Genomic DNA, 18,692 nt, shown 5'->3' on the forward strand with positions numbered 1-18,692 from the left:
GCGATTTCGCTGTGCATCGAAGAACTTCCAAATGATGACAAGCCTCGGCGCATCGTCTTTTCCCGGCGTGACAACGCGGGGCCGATCTACACCAACAGATAGGCGGCGACGAAAATGCTTTCCGGCGTTACCCGCGTCCGCCAGACGGACGCACCGCGACGGTAGTCTTGGTTCGAATTTCTGCCAAGGTCAATTTTGGGGTCACCACGAAACGCCTACGAAAGTGCCACTAGAGCTCGCCGGCTGTTCACAGCTGCTCTACGCGCTCGGTCCTCGACAAGCCGGCCAGAGAACTATCCTTCCTGAGGCGACGCGGGATCAAGGGGCGCGTCGCCTGGCCGGACGTGACGCGCAGGAGAGGGCATCTTTGCAACCGCGACGATCACTCCGGCACGCCGGCAATACCCAACGCTTCGACGTAGTGCTCGGCGAACACCTTGTCCCGCCACGGGTTGATCTGCTTCTGCAGACCGAGCGTGTAGGTCGGGAACGCCTCCATCAGCCGCCGCGCCGCCGCCTGCGCTTCGTCCAGCCGGTTGAGTTTGACCAGCGCCATGATCACCACCCGGTGCGAGGAGCCGTAATTAGGCATCTCGCGCAGCGCTCGTTCTCCCCAAGCCAGCGCTTCCTCGTAGCGTTCGAGCATCAGGTAGCTCATCCCGATGCCGGAGAGCGCGATGCCCTTCTCGGGGTCGACCGGGCTCAGCCGCATCGCCCTGTGGAAGTGCTCGATCGCAACGAGGGGGTGGCCGGAATGGGCGTTCACCCAGCCGCTGCCCGTATGGCCCTGCGCGGAATTGGGGTTGAGGAGTAGGGACCGTTCGATCGTGTCCAGCGCCGTCTCGTAATCCTTGGCGCTGTAGGCGATCACCTGCGCGGCGAAACGCAAGCTTGTCGGGTCGTCTCGCGCGTCCGCCAGCACCTCGCGGGCCATGCGCACGGCGACGCGGATATCGTCGGGCTCGTGCCAGCACTGACTCACCGACAGGCTGCGGATATAGGCACCGAGTGCCTTCGCCAGGGTGAAGTCTGGGTCGATGCTGAGCGCCTCGTTGGTGAGCCGGCGCACGTCGGCGAAGCCTTCGCGCGTCATGCTGTAGAAGCGCGGCAGCGCACGAAGGTAGAGGTCGTAGGCACCGATGTAGTCGGTCGGCTTCATGCGCGCCTGCTTGATCTCCTGCAGCCGGATGCTCGGTTCGACAGCGCCGACGACGCTCTCGGTCACCTTGTCCTGCAGGTCGAAGATGTCCCTCACGTCGCCCTCGAAGCGGTCGGCCCAGACATGGTGTCCGCTGATCGCGTCCACCAACTGCCCACTCATGCGCACCCGCGACCCTGCTCGGCGGATGCTGCCTTCGAGCACGTAGCGGACGCCCAGCTCGCGCCCGACCTGGCGCAGGTCCACCGCCCGGCCCTTGTAGGTGAAGGACGAGTTGCGGGCGATCACGAAGAAGGAGTTCACCCGGCTCAATCCCGTGATGATGTCCTCCACCAGCCCGTCGGCGAAGTATTCCTGGTCGGGATCGCCGCTCATGTTGGTAAAAGGCAGAACCGCGATCGAGGGTTTCGCGGGCAGCGGAGGCGATGCAGCCACCGAGGCGCCGGCGTCGGTCTCGACGCGGTAGGCGCGCACAGGCCGCTCGATGTTCTTGAGGCGCAGATTGCCGAGCGGCGTGAAGCTGCAGTCGAGCTTGCCCTGAAGGTGGTCGTAGGCGGTGCCTGAGACGACCACGGTGCCGGGGTCGGCGATGCCGTCGAGGCGGGCTGCGATATTGACCCCGTCGCCGTAGAGGTCGCCGTCCTCCTCGCAGACCACGTCGCCGAGATTGACGCCGATGCGAAAGCGAATCCGCTCTTCCTCGGGCATCTCCGCCTCGTGTTCTGCCAGGGCCTGCTGGATCGCCATCGCCGACGCCACCGCGTTGACGACGCTCCCGAATTCACACAGCATGCCGTCGCCGGTGAGCTTGACGATCCGACCCCGGTGCTCCGAGACCAGCGGCTCGAGCAGGTCCTTGCGGTAGATCTTCAGCCGCTCGAGCGTGCCGCGCTCGTCGCGCTCCGTCAGGCGCGAATAGCCGACCACGTCGCAAACCATGATCGCTGCGAGGTGGCGCTGCGTGGTCATTGCACCGCTCGACCAAGCGCCTGCGCGCGGGCCGCCCCGCGTCCATGTCCTGGCACCTTCCAGACGCCCCATGTGCATGGTATCCGTCTCTCCCAGTCGCCGCCGGTCGCCGATACAGAACGGAAAACGCAGCTCGACTTTGCCTTCACGAGATTTCGCTATCCCGCTTGCGAGGCGTGGAGCGATCCAGTCGCCGCACTAACGGCCAACCGGCGATACGCCCACGCAGCCTCTGGGGACGCTGACACGCCACTCCTCCCAGAAGGCCGGAGATATTTACTGCCCTTGGTAACCGGTTGACGCCACCGTGGCGGTGTTTTTGTCACCGCGATGTAACAGCGAGATGCCTACGAACGCGCATCGGGCATCACACCAGACGTTCGCGCTTAGAGGTGCTGAGGTCGTTGGCTAGCGCGGAACGTCTGCCAACGAGCTTAGTGCCCGGCGGATAGAATCGCGCGAAAATGGCTTCTCGACAACTGGTCGACCGGCCCGTTCAAGGAAGCGCGCTGCAGCGCCGCCGAGCGTGTCGCCGGTAACGAAAACGAATCGCTCCGCCATGCCCGGGGTTGCCTGACAGGCCCAGTCGAACAAGGCCGGGCCGTCGATGTTCGGCATCCGCAGATCGCAAAAGATCACATCGAAGACAGCACTCATCAGCGCTGCCTTGGCGCCGGCACCGTCCTCGACGATCCTGACGGCAAAACCTTCAGCCTCTAGTAGTTCTGCCACCGTTTCTCCAACCTCCCGCTCGTCATCGACCACAAGGGCGGTACAACCGATGTCCGCGACCGAGTGAGCCGCAACACCTTCGACTGAATTCGACGAAGTGCAGGCCTCCACCGGCAACAGCAACCGGAAATGCGCGCCGTCCGCACGGTCAAGCAGGGTCAGCCGTCCATTGTGCGACTGCACCACGCCGAGCGAGAAAGCGAGCCCGATCCCGGTGCCCGCACCCTGAGCCTTGGTGGTAAAAAACGGATCGAAAATGCGGTTCCGGATCTCGGCGGGCACACCGGGGCCATTGTCGGCGATCACGATCTGGAGGTCATTGCCTTCAAGCGACGTTTCGATCTCGATCCGCCGCGGTGCCGGTATCTCCTGCAGGGCGTGTTGCGCGTTGACGATCAGGTTGTAGAACACCTGATGCATCTGGTCAGGGTCGACTTCCAAAGGCGGCAGGCCCTCGGCGAGCCGGCATTGCACCTCGATGCCTGCCGTGCGCAAACCGTAGCCGGCGATGTCAAGAACTGCGCGGATCAGATCGTTGACGTCGGTACTGCGGCGCTCCGGCTGGCGTTGTCGCGCCATTGCCAGGAAAGTCTTCACGATGCGCGCGCAGCGCTCGGCGGCGAGTCTGATCTTGCCGGCCCGCTGTGCGTGGGCGGTTCCGGCTAGAAATTCTTCCAGCAACTGGGCCTGCGCGACGACGACCGCCAAGGGGTTATTGAGTTCGTGCGAAACGCCGGCAAGCAACGAACCAAGTGCATTGAGCCGCTCGCTCTGCGCCAATGCCTCGCGCGACCGCGCCAGTTCGGCTTCAGCCGCCTTGGTTGCGGTGAGATCAAGAATGCTGCCGACGATCACCGGTCGGTCGTCCATCTCGATGTGGCGCCAACTCAGCGACACGGGAAACACGGAGCCGTCCAGCCGCCGAAGTTGAGCCTCCACGCCGTCGGCGCGCGGCTGCTGACGTGACAGGGCCTTGAGGCGCCGATAGTCTTCCCGTGTGGCGAACCAGCGGTGCTGGCGGAAGCGGTCCTCGTCACGCGGGTTGATACCCATGATCTCGCGGAAGGCGGGATTTGCGGTAATCAGGTGCCTCGTTCGCGAGTCTATGAACACGACCGGAACCGGATGATGGTGAGTGAGGTCTCGGAAGCGCCGCTCGCTTTGCTGCAGGCGCTCGGCCGCGCGCTTCTGCTCGGTGATGTCGATATCGAAGCCGCCGATGCGCGCCTGTTGCTGATCGGCCCACAGCACGGGAAAGCGGACGACAAGGCTCCAGGCATAGTCGACCGCGTTGCTTAGAAATTCCTCGATTGCAATCGCCTGTCCCGATTCCAGCACGCGGCGATCGTTTTCCGCGATCATCGCGGCCTCCTGCGGCCCGAAAATGTCGGCCGCGCTTAGTCCGATCGCGCTCTCGGCTGGCCGGCCGAAGACCTTTCCCATTTCCGGATTGGCGACCAGATAGCGTCCGTCGGTATCCTTCAGGTACATGCCTACGGGAGCATGCTTCATGAATGCCGCCAAGCGGGCTTCGCTGGCACGCAGAGCTGCGTCGGCAGCGTGGCGCTGCGACAGGTCGCGCAAGCTCGCCGTGAAGAAACGACGTTTGCCGCTCCGGGCTTCGGTGATCGTGAGTTCCACCGGAAACTCGGTGCCGTTCGCTCGCATGGCAGTCTGCTCTGTGCGACGCCCGAGCAACCGCGGGGCGCCACCCGCAAGATAGGCGGCAAGCCCGTTTGCGTGCGCCTTGCGCAGATGCGGCGGGACGATGAGCTCCGAGATCTGTCTGCCGACCGCTTCAGCGCGCGAATAGCCGAAGGTCGCCTCGGCCGCCGCGTTGAATTCCGCAACCAATCCGGCTTCGTCCGTGACGATCACGCAGTCGAGCGATGAGCGAACCACCGAAGCGAGGATCGCCTCTTGGAATGCGTTTCCGTCGTCGTCTTCTTGCAAGGGCGGGCTCCGTGACGACCGGTCGGAACGCTGGCCGTCGGGCTGGCAAGGATGACGATTATCGTGAGTTCCGGCAAGATGCCTGAATCCGACCGCAGTACGGTGCGGGGGTGGGGAAACGCTTGCACCAGCAGGACAGGAGCGCCATTTGCTGACCCTCATGGCGCGTTTCGAAACCTGCCGTTCGCGCTATGACCTGATGCGACCCTTCTTTGCTCCGAGCGCCTGACCGCGATGCCGCGATCTCGTGGTACACCGAAAAGCTGGATTTCAGCGTCGTGGATACCGTACCGTCTGGCGACGATATGACCTTCGTCTTTCTTTCGCCGGCAGTGGATGACGGCTTCCGCCTTGAACTTCTGGCAGGCCCCGGCGCTGCCGAGCGCCCCGTATACGCGGATCTTGGCGCCAGCCTCGGCCTGTCGGGGTGGCATCACCTTGCCTTCGCCTAGACGACGTCGACAAGGCCGTTGCCGAGTTGAAGCGCCGTAGCGTGAAAAATCGTGCATGAGCCATTCGATGTTCCGGCGATCAGCAGCCGCATCGCGTTCTTCTCCGATCTTTGGGGCAACATCTTCGAACTGATGCAGCCAGTCACCGCCTGATTATCGGCCAAGGAGTTAGCGTCAAAGGCGTCCTTGTCCTGCGCCATGTCTTACGCAGTGGGTAGGCGCCCACACAGCCCAACTCAGACACACGGACTAACTTCAGACGCGTATGGCCAAGGAACCGGTGGCGAGGTCAGCTTTGTCCGCAGAGCGGCTGTTCCGCGCGAGGGCGTCGTTCGTGATCCAGTTAAGGTTCTTTCTTCCGCAGGTCTTTGACTACGTCGAGAAAAGCTCGCAGTGCGGGCGGTACGGCTCGATGTCCGGGGTAGTAGACCGCAACTTCTTCCGGTGCTGGCGTCCACGCGGTCAGGACCTTGCGTAGCCGGCCATCGGACAACGCCGCTTCGGCGGCCCAATCCGCCACATAGGCGATGCCCAGACCCTCTATTGCGGCTTCGACCATCAGTTCCTCGTCATCAAGGACGATGGGGCCGTTTGCCCCGATCACCAGTTCCTGGCCTGCGCGTTCGAACTCCCATCGATAGAGCTTGCCGCTGGGCATACGGTGGCCCATGCAATGGTGGCGTTGCAATTCCTCGGGCGTTCCCGGCTCCCCGAAGCGATCGAGATAGGCGGGCGACGCGATACAGATGAACGTCAACGCGCGTGCAAACGGCACGGCGATCATGTCTTTGGGAATTGATGTGATGAGGCGTACGCCGGCATCGAACCCGCTGGACACGATATCGATGAGCCGCCCCTCGACGACGATGTCCACGGTCACGTCCGGATGGCGCTCCGCCATCTGCGGAAGGACCCAGCGAACGAGAAGCCCGGCCACCAATCGCGGTGCGTTGATGCGGACCGTGCCCGCGACATTGCCCCGGAACCCCGCGACGCTGTCGAGCGCCTCGTCCAGCGAGGCGAGCGCCGGCTGAAGACGGTCGAGCAACCGGAACCCGGCTTCTGTCGGCGAGACGCTGCGTGTGGTGCGGTTCAGAAGTCGCACGCCCATGCGTTCCTCGAGCGCACGCATCGCATGGCTCAATGTGGACGGTGCCGTGCCGATCTCGTCCGCTGCGCGGCGGAAGCTGCGGTGTATGGCAACGGCGACGAAGGCGGTGAGATCGTTGAGCGACGGGCGGGGCATTGATGGGGATTTTGCATTATCCCATGCCGATTTCAACGGCTAATGCGCGCAATGCGATTGCCCTATCTCCTGCCTGGATCAATTGGAGAAATGAGAAATGGAAAAGACCTGGCTCATAACGGGTGTGTCTTCCGGTCTAGGCCGGCTGCTGGCGGAGAAGGCCCTGATCAGGGGAGACCGCGTCGTCGGTGCCAGCCGCAGCGAGGACGCACTTCCCGATCTGCGTGCAAGTTACCCCGAACGGCTCCGCATCGTTGCAATGGACCTCAGGGACCAGAGCTCGGTCCGCGCCGCGGTCGACCGCGCCTTCGCGGCATCCACTCGGATCGACATCGTCGTCAGCAATGCTGGCTATGGCCTCCTCGGCGCGGCTGAAGAGGCTGGCGATGTGCAGGTCCGGGACATCATCGACACCAATCTCATCGGCTCGATCGCACTCATCCGGGCGGCGGTGCCGCATCTGTGCAGCCAGGGTGGCGGCCGGATTTTACAGGTATCGAGCGAGGGAGGCCAGATCGCCTATCCGGCTTTCAGCCTCTATCACGCGACCAAGTGGGGTATCGAGGGATTCGTCGAGTCCGTGGCGCAGGAGGCTGCTCCCTTCGGCATCGAATTCAGCCTTGTGGAACCTGGGCCGGCGCGGACCGGGTTCGGCGGCAATCTCGCGCGGACCAAGCCGCTCGCGGCCTATGAGGGAACACCCGCCGGTCAGATCCGCAAGGCGCTGGGTGTCTCATGGGTGATCAAGGGCGACCCCGACCGCATGACGGACGCATTGATCCGGCTTGCCGATCAGGATGGTCCGCTCCCGAAACGGCTGGTGCTTGGTGCCGAGGCCTATGCCGGCATCCGCAAGGCACTCGGCGGGCGCATAGAGGAGCTCGACCGGCAGAAGGACATCGCGGTTGCGGCGGATTTCACCGTCGAGGAGCTGGCGCGGCTGTGACCTAACCTTTCCCGCCGATCCAGAGCCGCAGGCCACCGGCATGCAGCTCCGCCCGTTGATTCCGATAGATGCCCCCGGCTCCGGCCCGGCGCCGTTATTAAGACAGAAAGGAACACGAAATGCCTGCACGTGACGCCATTTTCCCAGCCAAACGCCACGCGTTATACGATATTCATCGATATTCCGCGGCCATTCGCTCTGGCGATCTTCTCTTCGTGTCGGGTCAGGTCGGGAGCCGTGAGGACGGCTCGCCTGAGCCCGTATTCGAGGATCAGGTTCGGCGGGCCTTCGCCAATATGCGTGAGGTCTTGGCCGCCGCCGGGTGTAGCTTCGATGACGTTGTCGACGTCACCACCTTCCACACCAACCCGGACGAACAGATCGAAACGGTGCTGGCTGTCCGCGCGGAAGAAATCGGCGCACCTCCCTATCCGAACTGGACGGCAGTGGGCGTCAATTGGCTCGCGGGTTTCGATTTCGAGATCAAGGTCATCGCCCGCATCCCTTTGACGACAAGCGGTCAGCCAGCGGACAAGCGATGATCGTTTACCCTGCAATTTTCTGCATCGGCGATTTGGGCCGATTTCAGACCGTCCGGTCAAAGGTGCTGGTTCAAGGATAGCTGCCATTCAACTCCCAACCCGGAGCGGACGTTAACTCCAATCAGCCGCAAGGGAGTTTTGATGGGGCGATTGCTGTTATTGACCCGCCAAGCGTGATCGTCCCTTCGTGCGAACAGTAGACAATCCAATCAACTTCCTCAGAGGTCCAATAACCCTCGCCGCTCGTGCCATAGACGAGGTGCCGTACTAATTGGCAAAAAAGTACGGCACCAATTCACTAAGTTATTGAAAACTTTGGTGATCCCGACAGGAATCGAACCTGTGACCTACAGATTAGGAATCTGCCGCTCTATCCTACTGAGCTACGGGACCACGCGGCCCGACACATAACCGCTTCGGGACGTTTCGCCAAGGGGCAGTTAGGCCGCTCGCTTCGGCTCCACCGCGAATGGACTCAGGCCGAGCCAGGTCTGCATTTTGCGCGCGATATCCTGGTCGCCCGTCAGAACGACTTTCGCCCCGGCCTTCTCGACGGTGATCAGCCCCATCCAGATTTCGGTCATGGTGTGCAGGTCGGTCGAGACGTAGAGATCGACATCGAAGCCCGGGTCATACCAGCAGAGATCGACCTCGCCGTGCTTCTCGACGATCAGCCACCATGACCGTTTGGAGGCGGGGAGCTCCTGGTACAGAAATTGTATCACCGTGCGGCCGTCGGGCAGCGGCGACGCGTTCAGATTGCGCCGCATGTCCCACATCAGCAGCGACGGATCGAGGTTCTTCAGCGACAGCCGGGACTCGACCCATTTCTGCCCCCAAAAACCCATTGCCTCGACGACGGAACGCAGATCCCTGCCTGCCTCGGTCATCCGGTATTCGAAGATGCCTTTCTCGCCGCGCACCTCCTTGCGCTCGACGATCCCGGCCAGCTCGAGCTCCTTGAGGCGTTGCGACAGAAGGGTCGGCGACATTTTGGGGACGCCGCGGCGCAGATCGTTGAAACGGGTCGAGCCCGCCACCAATTCGCGAAGCAGAACCATGGTCCAGCGGGTGCACAGCACCTCCGCGGCCATCGATAACGGGCAAAACTGCTTGTATCCCGACTGGGTCATGATGTTGCCTTCCCTCAAACTCCGCCGGGACAATAGGCCTTTCCCGGCGGCACGGCGAGTACAGAAACTGTACTACACCAGTACAGATCGCGGACTGGCTGGCGCGACGCTTGCCATGCGACCCCTTGGCCGCTGCACGGGATACCCCTGTGCACGACCAGGAGACATGACCCATGACCGCTTACGTTATCGCAGACATCAAGGTGAGGGACCCAAAGTGGATGCCGGCCTATGCCGCGTCGGTGCACGACCTCGTCCACAAGCACGGCGGCAGATATCTGTCGCGCAGCGGCAATGTGAAGACGCTCGAAGGCAAGCCGCTCGACACCACGCTGATTGCCTTGATGGCGTTCCCGACCGAGGCCGCGGCGCGCGCCTTTACCGACGATCCTGCCTACGCACCCTTCGTTTCGGCCCGTCAGGGCGGTAGCGACAGCCGTTTCCAGCTGATCGACAATTCCGATCTGGCCGGAACCATCCCGTATTTGCCGAAGGGATGATCTCCCCCTGCATTCGTCGCATCGGGGCAGGGATCTCCCAGCAACAACAGCCACAGCGCCCACCTGCCGGACCTCCCTACTTCCGGCGGCCGGCCGGGCTGTGCTTTTCAAGAAGAATGGAATGACTATGACAATCAACTTTCGCAACAAGTTCCTCGCTGCCGTGGCGCTGCTGTCGGCCTGCACTGCGTTGGCGCAGGCGCATCAGGCAGCCCCCACCTCCGGTCCCAATCCGCTGGCCGACAAGGTGCGCGCCGCCAACAGCCGCTTCGAGAATGTGGCGGCGGCGACCGCCGAGGGCTATGCGCCCATTCCTTGCGCCAGCGGCATCACCGGCGGCGCCATGGGCATCCACTACGTCAATCCCGGCTACCTCAAGGACGACGCGGTCGATGTCGCCAAGCCTGAAGCCGTCATGTACGAGCCGATGGCCGACGGCACGTTAAAACTGATCGCGGTCGAATACATCACCTCGAAAGGCCCGGCCTCGCTCGATGGACATCTGTTCAATTTCAACAGCGCGCCCAACCGCTATGGCCTCGGACCTTTCTACGAGCTGCATGTCTGGGCCTGGAAGGGCAACCCGACCGGCGCGTTCGCCGATATGAACCCGAACGTGTCGTGCGAACCGACGGCTGCTGCCAGCCAGTAAGCAGCCGAGCCAGGCGGCGCCATCGCCGCCTGGCCGCTCTGAATTGCGAGACAGCCAGCAACGGGCGCAAAGACGGCTCAGATAGCGGAACTTTCGGGATGCCAGCGCGCTTTAGTGTCCCGAAGGAGAGACCCGCATGAGCGCCACAAAAGAGTTCTTTGAAACCTGGCTGCAGGAGAATGTCGGCAATCTACCGGCCGAGAGCGAAGTGAGCGTCGCCGTCCTGGCGCAGCAATTCGAGCAGGATGCCGACGCTGCCGGCTATGGCCACGAGGTTCGCGAAGACGAACTCGGCAACATCCAGGAGGCGATCGAGGCAGCCCTGAGGAAGGCGAGGACAGGCGAAGAACCGCAACCCGCCGACGACAACGAGCTGGCGCCGGTCATGGAAGCGCTGGAGGTCGAGGATCCGAAGAGCGGGCCGTAAGCCAATGCCGAACGGCTATGCCGCCAGCGCCGTTTCCGCCAGCTTCACCCAATAGCTCATGCCGTGCGGGATGACCTCGTCGTTGAAGTCATAGGCCGGGTTGTGCAGGCCGGCGGTATCACCATTGCCGATGAAGATGAAGGCGCCCGGCCGGGTTTCCAGCATGTAGGAGAAATCCTCGCCGCCCATCACTGGCTGGATGGCGCGGTGAACATGACTGTCGCCGGCGACGTCGGCCGCGATGTCGCTGGCAAAGACCGTCTCTTCGGGATGGTTGAAGGTGACGGGGTAGTTGGCATTGTAGTCGACCTCGATTGTCGCGCCGAAGGCAGCGCCCAGGCCTTGGCAAAGGGCGCGGATGCGCTCTTCGGCTTTCTTGGCGATCTCCTTCTTCAGCGTGCGTACGGTGCCGGCGATCTCGGCGGTCTCGGGAATGACGTTATAGGCGTCGCCGGCGTGGAATTTCGTCACCGAGACGACCACCGCCTCGACCGGATCGGTGCTGCGCGAGGCGATCGTCTGCAATGCGCCGACGAGCTGGCTGGTGATGACGATCGGATCGATGGTGCCGTGCGGCATCGCCGCGTGGCCGCCCCGGCCCTTGACGGTGATGGTGAATTCGGCGGTCGCCGCCATGATCGGGCCCGGCCTGATGGCGAACTGGCCGACCGGCAGGCCCGGCATGTTGTGCATGCCGAACACCTTGGAGATGCCGAAGCGCTCCATCATGCCGTCCTTGACCATCTCGTTGCCGCCGCCGCCGCCCTCTTCGGCCGGCTGGAAGATGACCGCGACCGAGCCGGCGAAATTGCGCGTTTCGGCGAGGTATTTGGCGGCACCCAAAAGCATCGCGGTGTGGCCGTCATGGCCGCAGGCGTGCATCTTGCCGGGGACCGTCGAGGCATAGGGTTTGCCGGTGATCTCGTTGAGCGGCAGGGCATCCATGTCGGCGCGCAGGCCGATGGTCGAGCCTTCGCCGTGGCGACCGCGAATGATGCCGACGACGCCGGTCTTGCCCAAACCAGTCACGATGTCGTCGCAGCCGAAAGCCTTCAGCTTCTCGGTGACGAAAGCGGCGGTCTTGAAGACGTCGAAATTCAGCTCCGGCGTCTGGTGCAAATGGCGGCGCCAGCCGGCCACCTCGTCCTGCATTTCGGCGGCTCGGTTCAGGATCGGCATGATGGTTCCATTTCGCTGTTGGAGCAGGCGGTGTTGGCCTGCTGCTTTGCAATTGTGCCTGCTGCCTTGCAACCATGCACGCTGCTTTGCATTGTGCTGCTGCTTCCACATTGTGATCGGCAGCACTTTGCCATGTTGACGTCACATAGAGTAAATAGCACCGCGACTGTGGTCCGGGAACAGAGAGCCGGACCATTATCCTGGTGATCGTGTAACGAAATCTTACGGAGCCAGGTGCGACTGCGGCAAGAGGCTATTTCGGTTTTCATGATGCGCTACAGGCATTTCCTCAAACTGTTGGTGGCGGGCGCGGTGGTGCTTCCGGCGCTGGCCGGGCCTGCCGTGGCCAATCCGACCATCCTGTTCGACCTGAACAGCGGCAAGATCCTGCAGCACCAGGAGGCGTTCAGGCGCTGGTACCCGGCATCGCTGACCAAGCTGATGACCGCCTATGTGGCGTTTCGGGCTATTGCCGCGGGTGAGGTCCAGCTCGATTCGCCGATCAAGGTAACGAAACATTCGGCCGGCGAGCCGCCGAGCAAGATGGGCTTCAAGCCGGGCTCGGTGATGCGGCTCGACAACGCGCTGAAGATGATGCTGGTCAAATCGGCCAACGATATCGCCATGGCGGTCGGCGAGAATATCGGCGGTTCGCAGGCCGCCTTTGCCGAACGCATGAACGCCGAAGCGCAACGGCTCGGCATGAGCGGGTCGCACTTCGTCAATCCGAACGGGCTCTATTCGCCGGACCAATATACGACAGCACGCGATCTCGCTTTGCTGGTGATGGCGATCCGCAAGGACTTCCCGCAATATGCCCCCTGGTTCTCGATCGAAGGCCTTGCCGTCGGCAAAAAGGCAATCTCCAACTACAACCTCCTGATTGGCCGCTATCCGGGTGCCGACGGCATGAAAACGGGTTTCGTCTGCTCGTCCGGTTTCAACATGATCGGCTCGGCGACCCGCAACGGCCGCACCCTGGTCGCCGTGGTGCTCGGCGAACGGTCAGCCATTACCCGCGCCGAAACGGCGGCAAAACTGCTCGACCAGGGCTTTGCAACGCCGGCGCCGAGCTGGCTGACGGTCGCGGCGCTGCCCGCCTATGGGGACACGATGTCGGCCAACGATATGAATGACGAAATCTGCAAGAAGAAACCGGCCGAGGAGCAGTCGGAAGCAGCACCCGCCGTCGGCGACAAGGGCAAGGACGTGCCGAAGTCGCCCTATCAGGAAAAGCTCGATCATGTGCCGACGCTGATCGCCGTCGGTCTCGGCGGCGCCACGGGACCGACGCCGAAGGCGATGCTCGACGCCTCCGGGCAGGAATATGCCGACGTGCCGCTGCCGACATGGCGGCCGGACCGGCCGCCGCCGGCCGGCGGCGAGCCTGTTGTGGCCGGATCCACCACCGCCGCGCAGGTACAGCAGCCGGCCAAGGTGCTGAACTAGCCGCATGGCCGGCTTCCCGATCCCCGTTTCGGTGCTCACCGGCTTTCTCGGTGCGGGCAAGACGACGCTGCTCAACCGGCTGCTGCGGGATCCCGCGCTCGCCGACACCGCCGTCATCATCAACGAGTTCGGCGAGGTGGCGATCGACCATCTCCTGGTCGAGCAGGCCTCCGACGGCATCATCCAGCTCTCTGACGGCTGCCTCTGCTGTACGGTGCGCGGCGAGCTGGTCGACACGCTGGCCGATCTCGTCGACCGGCTGCAGACCGGCCGCATCGACCGGCTTGCCCGCGTCGTGGTCGAGACCACCGGGCTCGCCGATCCCGCCCCCGTGCTGCAGTCGATCATGGCACACCCGGCCCTGGTCCAGGCCTTCCGGCTCGACGGCGTCATCACCCTGGTAGACGCCGTCAACGGCAATGCGACGCTCGATGCCCATGTCGAGGCGGTGAAGCAGGTGGCCGTCGCCGATCGCATCGTGCTCAGCAAGGCCGACCTGGCCACGGATGCAGGCGATGTCGAGGCGTTGCGGGCGCGGCTGAGGCAGCTCAACCCGGGCGCCGTGGTGCTCGACGCGAGCCAGGCAAGCGCCGCGACCCTGTTCGATTGCGGCCTCTACAATCCGGCCACCAAATCCGTCGATGTGCAGCGTTGGCTCGGCGAAGAAGCCGGCGACGACCATGACCACAGCGGACATGACCACAGCGGGCATGATGACGACGGGCATGACGGTGGCGATCACCATCACCATGGTCATGGTCATGGCCATAGGCACGATTCCCGCGTGCGTTCCCATTCGTTGGTTCATGACGGGCCGGTGCCGTTTTCGGCAATCGAGATGTTCCTCGATCTGCTGCGCTCGGCGCATGGCGAGCGCCTGTTGCGGATGAAGGGCGTCATCGAGCTTGCAGAAGACCCGTCGCGGCCGCTGGTTATCCATGGCGTGCAGAAGATCCTGCATCCGCCGGTGCAACTGCCGGCCTGGCCGGACAGCCAGCGCGGCACCAGGCTGGTGCTGATCACGCTCGACATGCCGGAAGACTATGTCCGCCGGCTGTTCGCCGCCTTCACCAACCAGCCGTCGATCGACACGCCGGACCGGGCGGCACTGGAGAGCAATCCGCTGGCCATCGCCGGGCGGTGAAGCGGCTGATCTCCCCCCTCGAGAGGGTGATGGCCGGCAGGCCAGAGGGGGTTGCCGCGCGTGAAGCGCCAACTTTCTCTTTGGTCGTACATGGCGTCGCGCCAGCCGAGGCAACCCCCTCTGTCGCCTTCGGCGACATCTCCCCCTCGAGGGGGGAGATCACGCGCTCAGCCGCGCTCGACCAGGAAGCGGTGGCCGCCTGCCATCGCCGTCGTTTCGATCAGCCGATGGCCGCTCTCGGCGCAGAAGGCGGGAATGTCGATGACGGCGAGCGGGTCGGTGGTTTCGAGCCACAAGCGGCTGCCCGGCTGCATTGCAGCCAGGCGCTTTTTTGCCTTGAGCACGGGCAACGGACAGTTCAAGCCTTTGAGGTCGTAGACGGCGGCGGGGCTGGTTGAGGGCCTGTCTTCTTGGCCCCCATCTTCCTGTTCAAGCATGAACCTCAGCCGCCAAACATGCCGAGCAGCTTCTTCTTCAGCCGTGTCGCCGTGCTTTCGGCGTCCGCAGCCTGCGTTTCCGCGACCGGAACGGCCTCCGCGGATGGCGCGACGGTTGCGGTCGCGACAGGCGCTTCGGCCGCCGCCTTGGCAGCATCCTTTTCGGCCAATGCCTGCGCCTTGGCGGCTTCCTTCTCGGCCAGGGCTTGCGCCTTGGCTGCCGCTTTCGCTGCCTTCGCCGCTTCTATCGCGGCAAGCCGCTGTTCCTCGGCCTTCTGCTTGGCAGCCTTTTCGGCGTCGAGCGCCGCCATCTTGCGGCCCGCCGGCGAATCGACGCGGCCCATGCGCGCTGTTTCGGTCACCGTGCCGTCCGGGTTGAGCGAGGGCGGCTCGATCGGCACGCGTTCGCCGCGCGCGCGCCGTTTCGACCAGTCGGAAACGATGCTGGCTTCCTTGATCCCGGCGATGGTCGGCTTGGGCGCCGGCACGCTGGCCTTTATGGCGCCGTTGAAGGCCGCCTCATAGGTGCTCTGATAGGCGTTGATGGCGCTTTTCAGCGAATCGGGCTGGGTGGTCGGCGGACAGGGGCCGGTCGGATTGAAGGTCGAGCCGTCGGCTGCAACCTGGTTGAACACGTAGCGCTTCTCGCAGACGTCGACTTTCGGCGGCACCTTGGTGACCTCGAAATTGTCGTAGCCAACCTTCAGCATCTTCCAGAATTCGTAGTTCGGGTCGTTGCGATAGCGCGCCATATTGGCTGCAGTCATGCGGAACGGAAAAGCCTGGATCTGGAACTCGGTCTGGCCGCCCTGGAAGGCGTCTCGGCCGAAAGCGTAGATCTGCTCGATCTGCGCGTCGGTCATCGAATAGCAGCCAGACGACGAGCAGGCGCCATGGACCATCAGGTTGGAACCGGTGCGGCCATTGGCACGGTCATAGGCGTTGGGGTAGCCGATATTGAAGGACAGGTGGTAATTCGACCGCGGGTTCATCTGTGCCGGGCGGACCGTGTAAAAGCCTTCCGGCGCCTGCCGGTCGCCTTCGGTGAATTTCGGGCCGAGCTTGCCCGACCATTTGCAGATGTCGTAGCTCGCGACCAGGTCGTAGCGGCCGTTGGTCTTGGCCTTCCAGATTTCGAGCTTGCCTTCTTCCTTGAAGATGCGGGCCATCACCGAGGAGGTGCGGACCATGCCCTTGGCTTTCATTTCGGCCAGGATCTTGTCCGGCAGCGGCTTGTTGGCTTGCGGCGCAAAATCCTTCATCGAAGCGTCATTGCAGCCGGCGACGCCGATCGCAGCGATCAGAACTCCGGTGCGGGCAAGCTTGGCAAACATGGATATGGCTATCGTCTTCATCTCTGCGCCGCGGATGCCGCAGCTGCTAAACCGACCATTGACGGACTCTAAGCCCGTTAACCTTGAAAATTCCTTACCGCAAGCATGCGGCGCGTCCCCTTACGGCAAGCCCACTGAGCCGAATGCAGCGGCATTTTTGTGGCGAAACTGGTTCGCGCCGCCACATTTCGGGCCGCGTGCCTGGGTTGGTCACAGATTGCGGCCCATCGCCAGGTATTTCTCGCGGCGATGCTCGCGGAAGTCGGTGTTGGCGCCGGAGAATTCCTTCATCGTCCTGGCGATGAGGTCGCCGGTGGCGGCGATCACCGTTTCGGGGGCGCGATGGGCGCCGCCGAGCGGCTCGGCAATGATGGCGTCGATGATCTTCAGCTCCAGCAGGTCCTGCGCCGTGATCTTCATATTGGTCGCGGCATCCCTGGATCGCGTGGTGTCGCGCCACAGGATCGAGGCGGCGCCTTCCGGCGAGATCACCGAATAGATGGCGTGTTCGAGCATGTAGACGCGGTTGGCGGTGGCAATCGCTATGGCGCCGCCCGAGCCGCCTTCGCCGATCACCACCGAGATCGACGGCACCTTCAGGCCAAGGCAGGCCGAAGTCGAGCGGGCGATGGCTTCCGCCTGGCCGCGCTCTTCGGCGTTGACGCCGGGATAGGCGCCGGCCGTGTCGACCAGCGTCAGCAGCGGGATCTGGAAGCGGTCGGCGAGTTCCATCAGCCGCACCGCCTTGCGGTAGCCCTCCGGCCGCACCGAGCCGAAATTATGCTTCAGCCGGCTTGCCGTGTCGGAACCCTTCTCCTGGCCGATGATCGCCACCGGCTCGCCACGGAAGCGGGCGAAGCCGCCGACGATCGCCTGGTCCTCGCCGAAGTTGCGGTCGCCGGCGAGCGGCGTGAAATCGGTAAGCAGGCCCTTGATGTAGTCGATGCAGTGCGGCCTGTCGGGATGGCGCGCCACCTGCACCTTCTGCCACGGCGTCAGCGCCTTGTAGGCGTCGCGCAGCGCATCGCGCGAGCGCTTCTCGAGACGGGCGATCTCATCGCCGACATCGACCGCCTCGCCGTTCTCGGCAAGCTTCTTCAGCTCGAGGATCTTGCCTTCGAGATCCTGTACAGGCTTTTCGAAATCGAGGTAATTGTACATTCTTGGGCGGACCGGCAAGTCGGAAGGCAATGACTGACGCAAGCCTGAAAATGCAGGCTGGGCGCGGTGGAACGTCGTTCTCACATAGCGACATGACGCCTAGTCGGCAAGCGGATGATGATCGTTGACCAGACGCATCAGCCGCTCCTCCAGCACATGCGTGTAGATCTGCGTCGTTGAAATATCGGCGTGGCCGAGCAGCTGCTGCACGGCCCTGAGATCGGCGCCGTTCTGCAGCAGATGGCTGGCGAAAGCATGCCGCAGCACATGCGGCGATATCTTCGCCGCGGCAATGCCGGCCCGCGCGGCAAGCGCTTTCAGCTCGCGGGCAAAGACCTGTCTCGAGAGATAGCCGCTGTCGGCGGCGGCCGGAAACAGGAACGGGCTGTCGGCAAGAGCCGGCACCGCCGCCCGTGCGGCAAGCCAGGTCCGCATCGCCGTGCGCGCCTTGGCCGACAGCGGCACCATGCGCTCCTTGTTGCCCTTGCCGCGCACCATGAAGAAGCGGTCGTCGCGCTGCGCCACCGTCACAGGAAGGCCGACCAGCTCCGAAACGCGCAAGCCGGTGGCGTAGAGCACCTCGACCAGTGCCTGGAGGCGCAGCGCCGCGAGCGTGTCGCCGTCATGCATGGAGGGGTCCTTCGCCTCTTGCGCGGCGCGGTCGAGCAGCCGGCCGGTATCGGCTTCGCTCATCGTTTTCGGCAGCGCCCGCCCCTTCTTCGGGCTGTCCAGCGTGCCGGTCGGATCGTCGCCGCGCAGGCCCTCGGTATAGAGGAACTTGAAGAACTGCCGAATCGCCGACAATTTGCGCGCCTGCGAGGTGGCGGCAAAGCCGCGCGCGGCGATGTCGTCGAGATAGGCACGGATGTCGGCGCTGGTGGCACCGGCAAGTCCGCCGGCGATCCCGGCGGAAGCGTCCTCGAGGTCGCGGCGATAGGACGAAAGCGTGTTTTCGGCGGCGCCGCGCTCGGCGCTCATCATTTCCAGGAAGGCTTCGATGCGGGCGGCGCTGTTCATTTTTTCGGATTGAGCTTTTCCGGAGGGATACGCACGCTCATTTCCGCCTTTCTCGGCTCGACGAACATGACCAAGGCGAACATCGCGCCATAGACAATGCCGGCCAGAATCGCGAGCGTCACGACAAAGCGAAACAGTGTTGGCATTAATTTTCGCCCGTCGTCTTATTCTGCATTTCCAACCCTGTGCCCTTATGAGACGCCAATCCGGGCAATTCAAGGGAGAAGCCATATCCGGTCCTGGGTGCGTTACGCTTGACG

19 protein-coding genes and 1 tRNA gene are annotated in these 18,692 nt (G+C 63.5%); 8 read left to right on the forward strand and 12 right to left on the reverse strand.

What is annotated here, in order from left to right:
* Nucleotides 1–382 precede the first annotated feature (382 nt).
* Together NMG46_RS04930 and NMG46_RS04935 are read right to left on the reverse strand one after the other, a co-directional pair.
* A complete protein-coding gene (locus NMG46_RS04930; protein ID WP_254816606.1) occupies nucleotides 383–2,128 on the reverse strand; it encodes an adenylate/guanylate cyclase domain-containing protein in 1,746 nt (581 codons plus the stop codon).
* Nucleotides 2,129–2,536: 408 nt separating this feature from the next.
* Nucleotides 2,537–4,813: a PAS domain S-box protein gene (locus NMG46_RS04935; RefSeq protein WP_254816607.1), complete on the reverse strand. Its 2,277-nt coding sequence runs from the start codon at nucleotides 4,811–4,813 to the stop codon at nucleotides 2,537–2,539.
* A gap of 212 nt (nucleotides 4,814–5,025) precedes the next feature.
* Between NMG46_RS04935 and NMG46_RS04940 the strand changes: the two genes are divergently transcribed.
* The gene (locus NMG46_RS04940; RefSeq protein ID WP_254816608.1) at nucleotides 5,026–5,265 is read left to right on the forward strand and encodes a VOC family protein; all 240 of its coding nucleotides are present in this window, start codon (nucleotides 5,026–5,028) and stop codon (nucleotides 5,263–5,265) included.
* Here NMG46_RS04940 and NMG46_RS04945 read toward each other — a convergent pair.
* Both NMG46_RS04945 and NMG46_RS04950 read right to left on the reverse strand, forming a co-directional pair.
* Nucleotides 5,262–5,465 (reverse strand): hypothetical protein, encoded by a 204-nt coding sequence (locus NMG46_RS04945; RefSeq protein WP_254816609.1) that lies wholly within the window; start codon nucleotides 5,463–5,465, stop codon nucleotides 5,262–5,264. The genes NMG46_RS04940 and NMG46_RS04945 overlap by 4 nt on opposite strands.
* Nucleotides 5,466–5,608: 143 nt before the next feature.
* On the reverse strand, nucleotides 5,609–6,511 hold the full coding sequence (locus NMG46_RS04950; protein ID WP_254816610.1) for a LysR family transcriptional regulator: 903 nt from the start codon (nucleotides 6,509–6,511) through the stop codon (nucleotides 5,609–5,611).
* Nucleotides 6,512–6,608: 97 nt separating this feature from the next.
* On the opposite strand from NMG46_RS04950, the gene NMG46_RS04955 reads away from it, so the two are divergent.
* Nucleotides 6,609–7,457, forward strand: coding sequence for an SDR family oxidoreductase (locus NMG46_RS04955; protein ID WP_254816611.1), 849 nt, complete (start codon nucleotides 6,609–6,611; stop codon nucleotides 7,455–7,457).
* Nucleotides 7,458–7,576: 119 nt separating this feature from the next.
* Nucleotides 7,577–7,999 carry a RidA family protein gene (locus NMG46_RS04960; RefSeq protein ID WP_254816612.1) on the forward strand — a complete coding sequence of 141 codons (423 nt, stop codon included), beginning with the start codon at nucleotides 7,577–7,579 and terminating at the stop codon, nucleotides 7,997–7,999.
* 316 nt (nucleotides 8,000–8,315) lie between these two features.
* Here NMG46_RS04960 and NMG46_RS04965 read toward each other — a convergent pair.
* Together NMG46_RS04965 and NMG46_RS04970 are read right to left on the reverse strand one after the other, a co-directional pair.
* A tRNA-Arg gene (locus NMG46_RS04965) sits at nucleotides 8,316–8,392 on the reverse strand.
* Between the two features lie 47 nt (nucleotides 8,393–8,439).
* Nucleotides 8,440–9,132 (reverse strand): helix-turn-helix domain-containing protein, encoded by a 693-nt coding sequence (locus NMG46_RS04970; RefSeq protein ID WP_254816613.1) that lies wholly within the window; start codon nucleotides 9,130–9,132, stop codon nucleotides 8,440–8,442.
* Nucleotides 9,133–9,305: 173 nt separating this feature from the next.
* Here NMG46_RS04970 and NMG46_RS04975 point away from each other — a divergent pair, with 173 nt between their 5' ends.
* The 3 genes from NMG46_RS04975 to NMG46_RS04985 all read left to right on the forward strand — a co-directional run bounded on the left by NMG46_RS04975 (nucleotide 9,306) and on the right by NMG46_RS04985 (nucleotide 10,711).
* Nucleotides 9,306–9,632 carry a DUF1330 domain-containing protein gene (locus tag NMG46_RS04975; protein ID WP_023677873.1) on the forward strand — a complete coding sequence of 109 codons (327 nt, stop codon included), beginning with the start codon at nucleotides 9,306–9,308 and terminating at the stop codon, nucleotides 9,630–9,632.
* Nucleotides 9,633–9,759: 127 nt separating this feature from the next.
* A complete protein-coding gene (locus NMG46_RS04980; protein WP_254817062.1) occupies nucleotides 9,760–10,284 on the forward strand; it encodes a hypothetical protein in 525 nt (174 codons plus the stop codon).
* 136 nt (nucleotides 10,285–10,420) lie between these two features.
* On the forward strand, nucleotides 10,421–10,711 hold the full coding sequence (locus NMG46_RS04985) for a hypothetical protein (RefSeq protein WP_254816614.1): 291 nt from the start codon (nucleotides 10,421–10,423) through the stop codon (nucleotides 10,709–10,711).
* A gap of 15 nt (nucleotides 10,712–10,726) precedes the next feature.
* Here NMG46_RS04985 and NMG46_RS04990 read toward each other — a convergent pair whose 3' ends face one another.
* A complete protein-coding gene (locus NMG46_RS04990; RefSeq protein ID WP_254816615.1) occupies nucleotides 10,727–11,890 on the reverse strand; it encodes a M20 aminoacylase family protein in 1,164 nt (387 codons plus the stop codon).
* A 270-nt stretch (nucleotides 11,891–12,160) separates the two neighbouring features.
* Between NMG46_RS04990 and NMG46_RS04995 the strand changes: the two genes are divergently transcribed.
* Together NMG46_RS04995 and NMG46_RS05000 are read left to right on the forward strand one after the other, a co-directional pair.
* A complete protein-coding gene (locus NMG46_RS04995) occupies nucleotides 12,161–13,339 on the forward strand; it encodes a D-alanyl-D-alanine carboxypeptidase family protein (protein ID WP_254817063.1) in 1,179 nt (392 codons plus the stop codon).
* A 4-nt stretch (nucleotides 13,340–13,343) separates the two neighbouring features.
* Nucleotides 13,344–14,483: a GTP-binding protein gene (locus NMG46_RS05000; RefSeq protein ID WP_254816616.1), complete on the forward strand. Its 1,140-nt coding sequence runs from the start codon at nucleotides 13,344–13,346 to the stop codon at nucleotides 14,481–14,483.
* A gap of 167 nt (nucleotides 14,484–14,650) precedes the next feature.
* On the opposite strand, the gene NMG46_RS05005 is transcribed toward NMG46_RS05000, so the two are convergent.
* The 5 genes from NMG46_RS05005 to NMG46_RS05025 form a co-directional block, all read right to left on the reverse strand.
* Entirely contained in the window at nucleotides 14,651–14,920 is a 270-nt protein-coding gene (locus tag NMG46_RS05005) for a sulfurtransferase TusA family protein (RefSeq protein ID WP_254816617.1), read from the reverse strand.
* 5 nt (nucleotides 14,921–14,925) lie between these two features.
* Entirely contained in the window at nucleotides 14,926–16,254 is a 1,329-nt protein-coding gene (locus NMG46_RS05010) for a murein L,D-transpeptidase family protein (protein ID WP_254817064.1), read from the reverse strand.
* Nucleotides 16,255–16,464: 210 nt separating this feature from the next.
* On the reverse strand, nucleotides 16,465–17,415 hold the full coding sequence (locus NMG46_RS05015) for an acetyl-CoA carboxylase carboxyltransferase subunit alpha (protein ID WP_254816618.1): 951 nt from the start codon (nucleotides 17,413–17,415) through the stop codon (nucleotides 16,465–16,467).
* Between the two features lie 99 nt (nucleotides 17,416–17,514).
* Nucleotides 17,515–18,432 carry a site-specific tyrosine recombinase XerD gene (locus tag NMG46_RS05020; protein WP_254816619.1) on the reverse strand — a complete coding sequence of 306 codons (918 nt, stop codon included), beginning with the start codon at nucleotides 18,430–18,432 and terminating at the stop codon, nucleotides 17,515–17,517.
* A complete protein-coding gene (locus NMG46_RS05025) occupies nucleotides 18,429–18,578 on the reverse strand; it encodes a hypothetical protein (protein ID WP_023677884.1) in 150 nt (49 codons plus the stop codon). Before NMG46_RS05025 ends, NMG46_RS05020 begins: the two co-directional genes overlap by 4 nt.
* Between the last annotated feature and the right edge of the window lie 114 nt (nucleotides 18,579–18,692).

This window comes from Mesorhizobium sp. LMG 17147 (assembly GCF_024297145.1).
Lineage (GTDB): Bacteria > Pseudomonadota > Alphaproteobacteria > Rhizobiales > Rhizobiaceae > Mesorhizobium.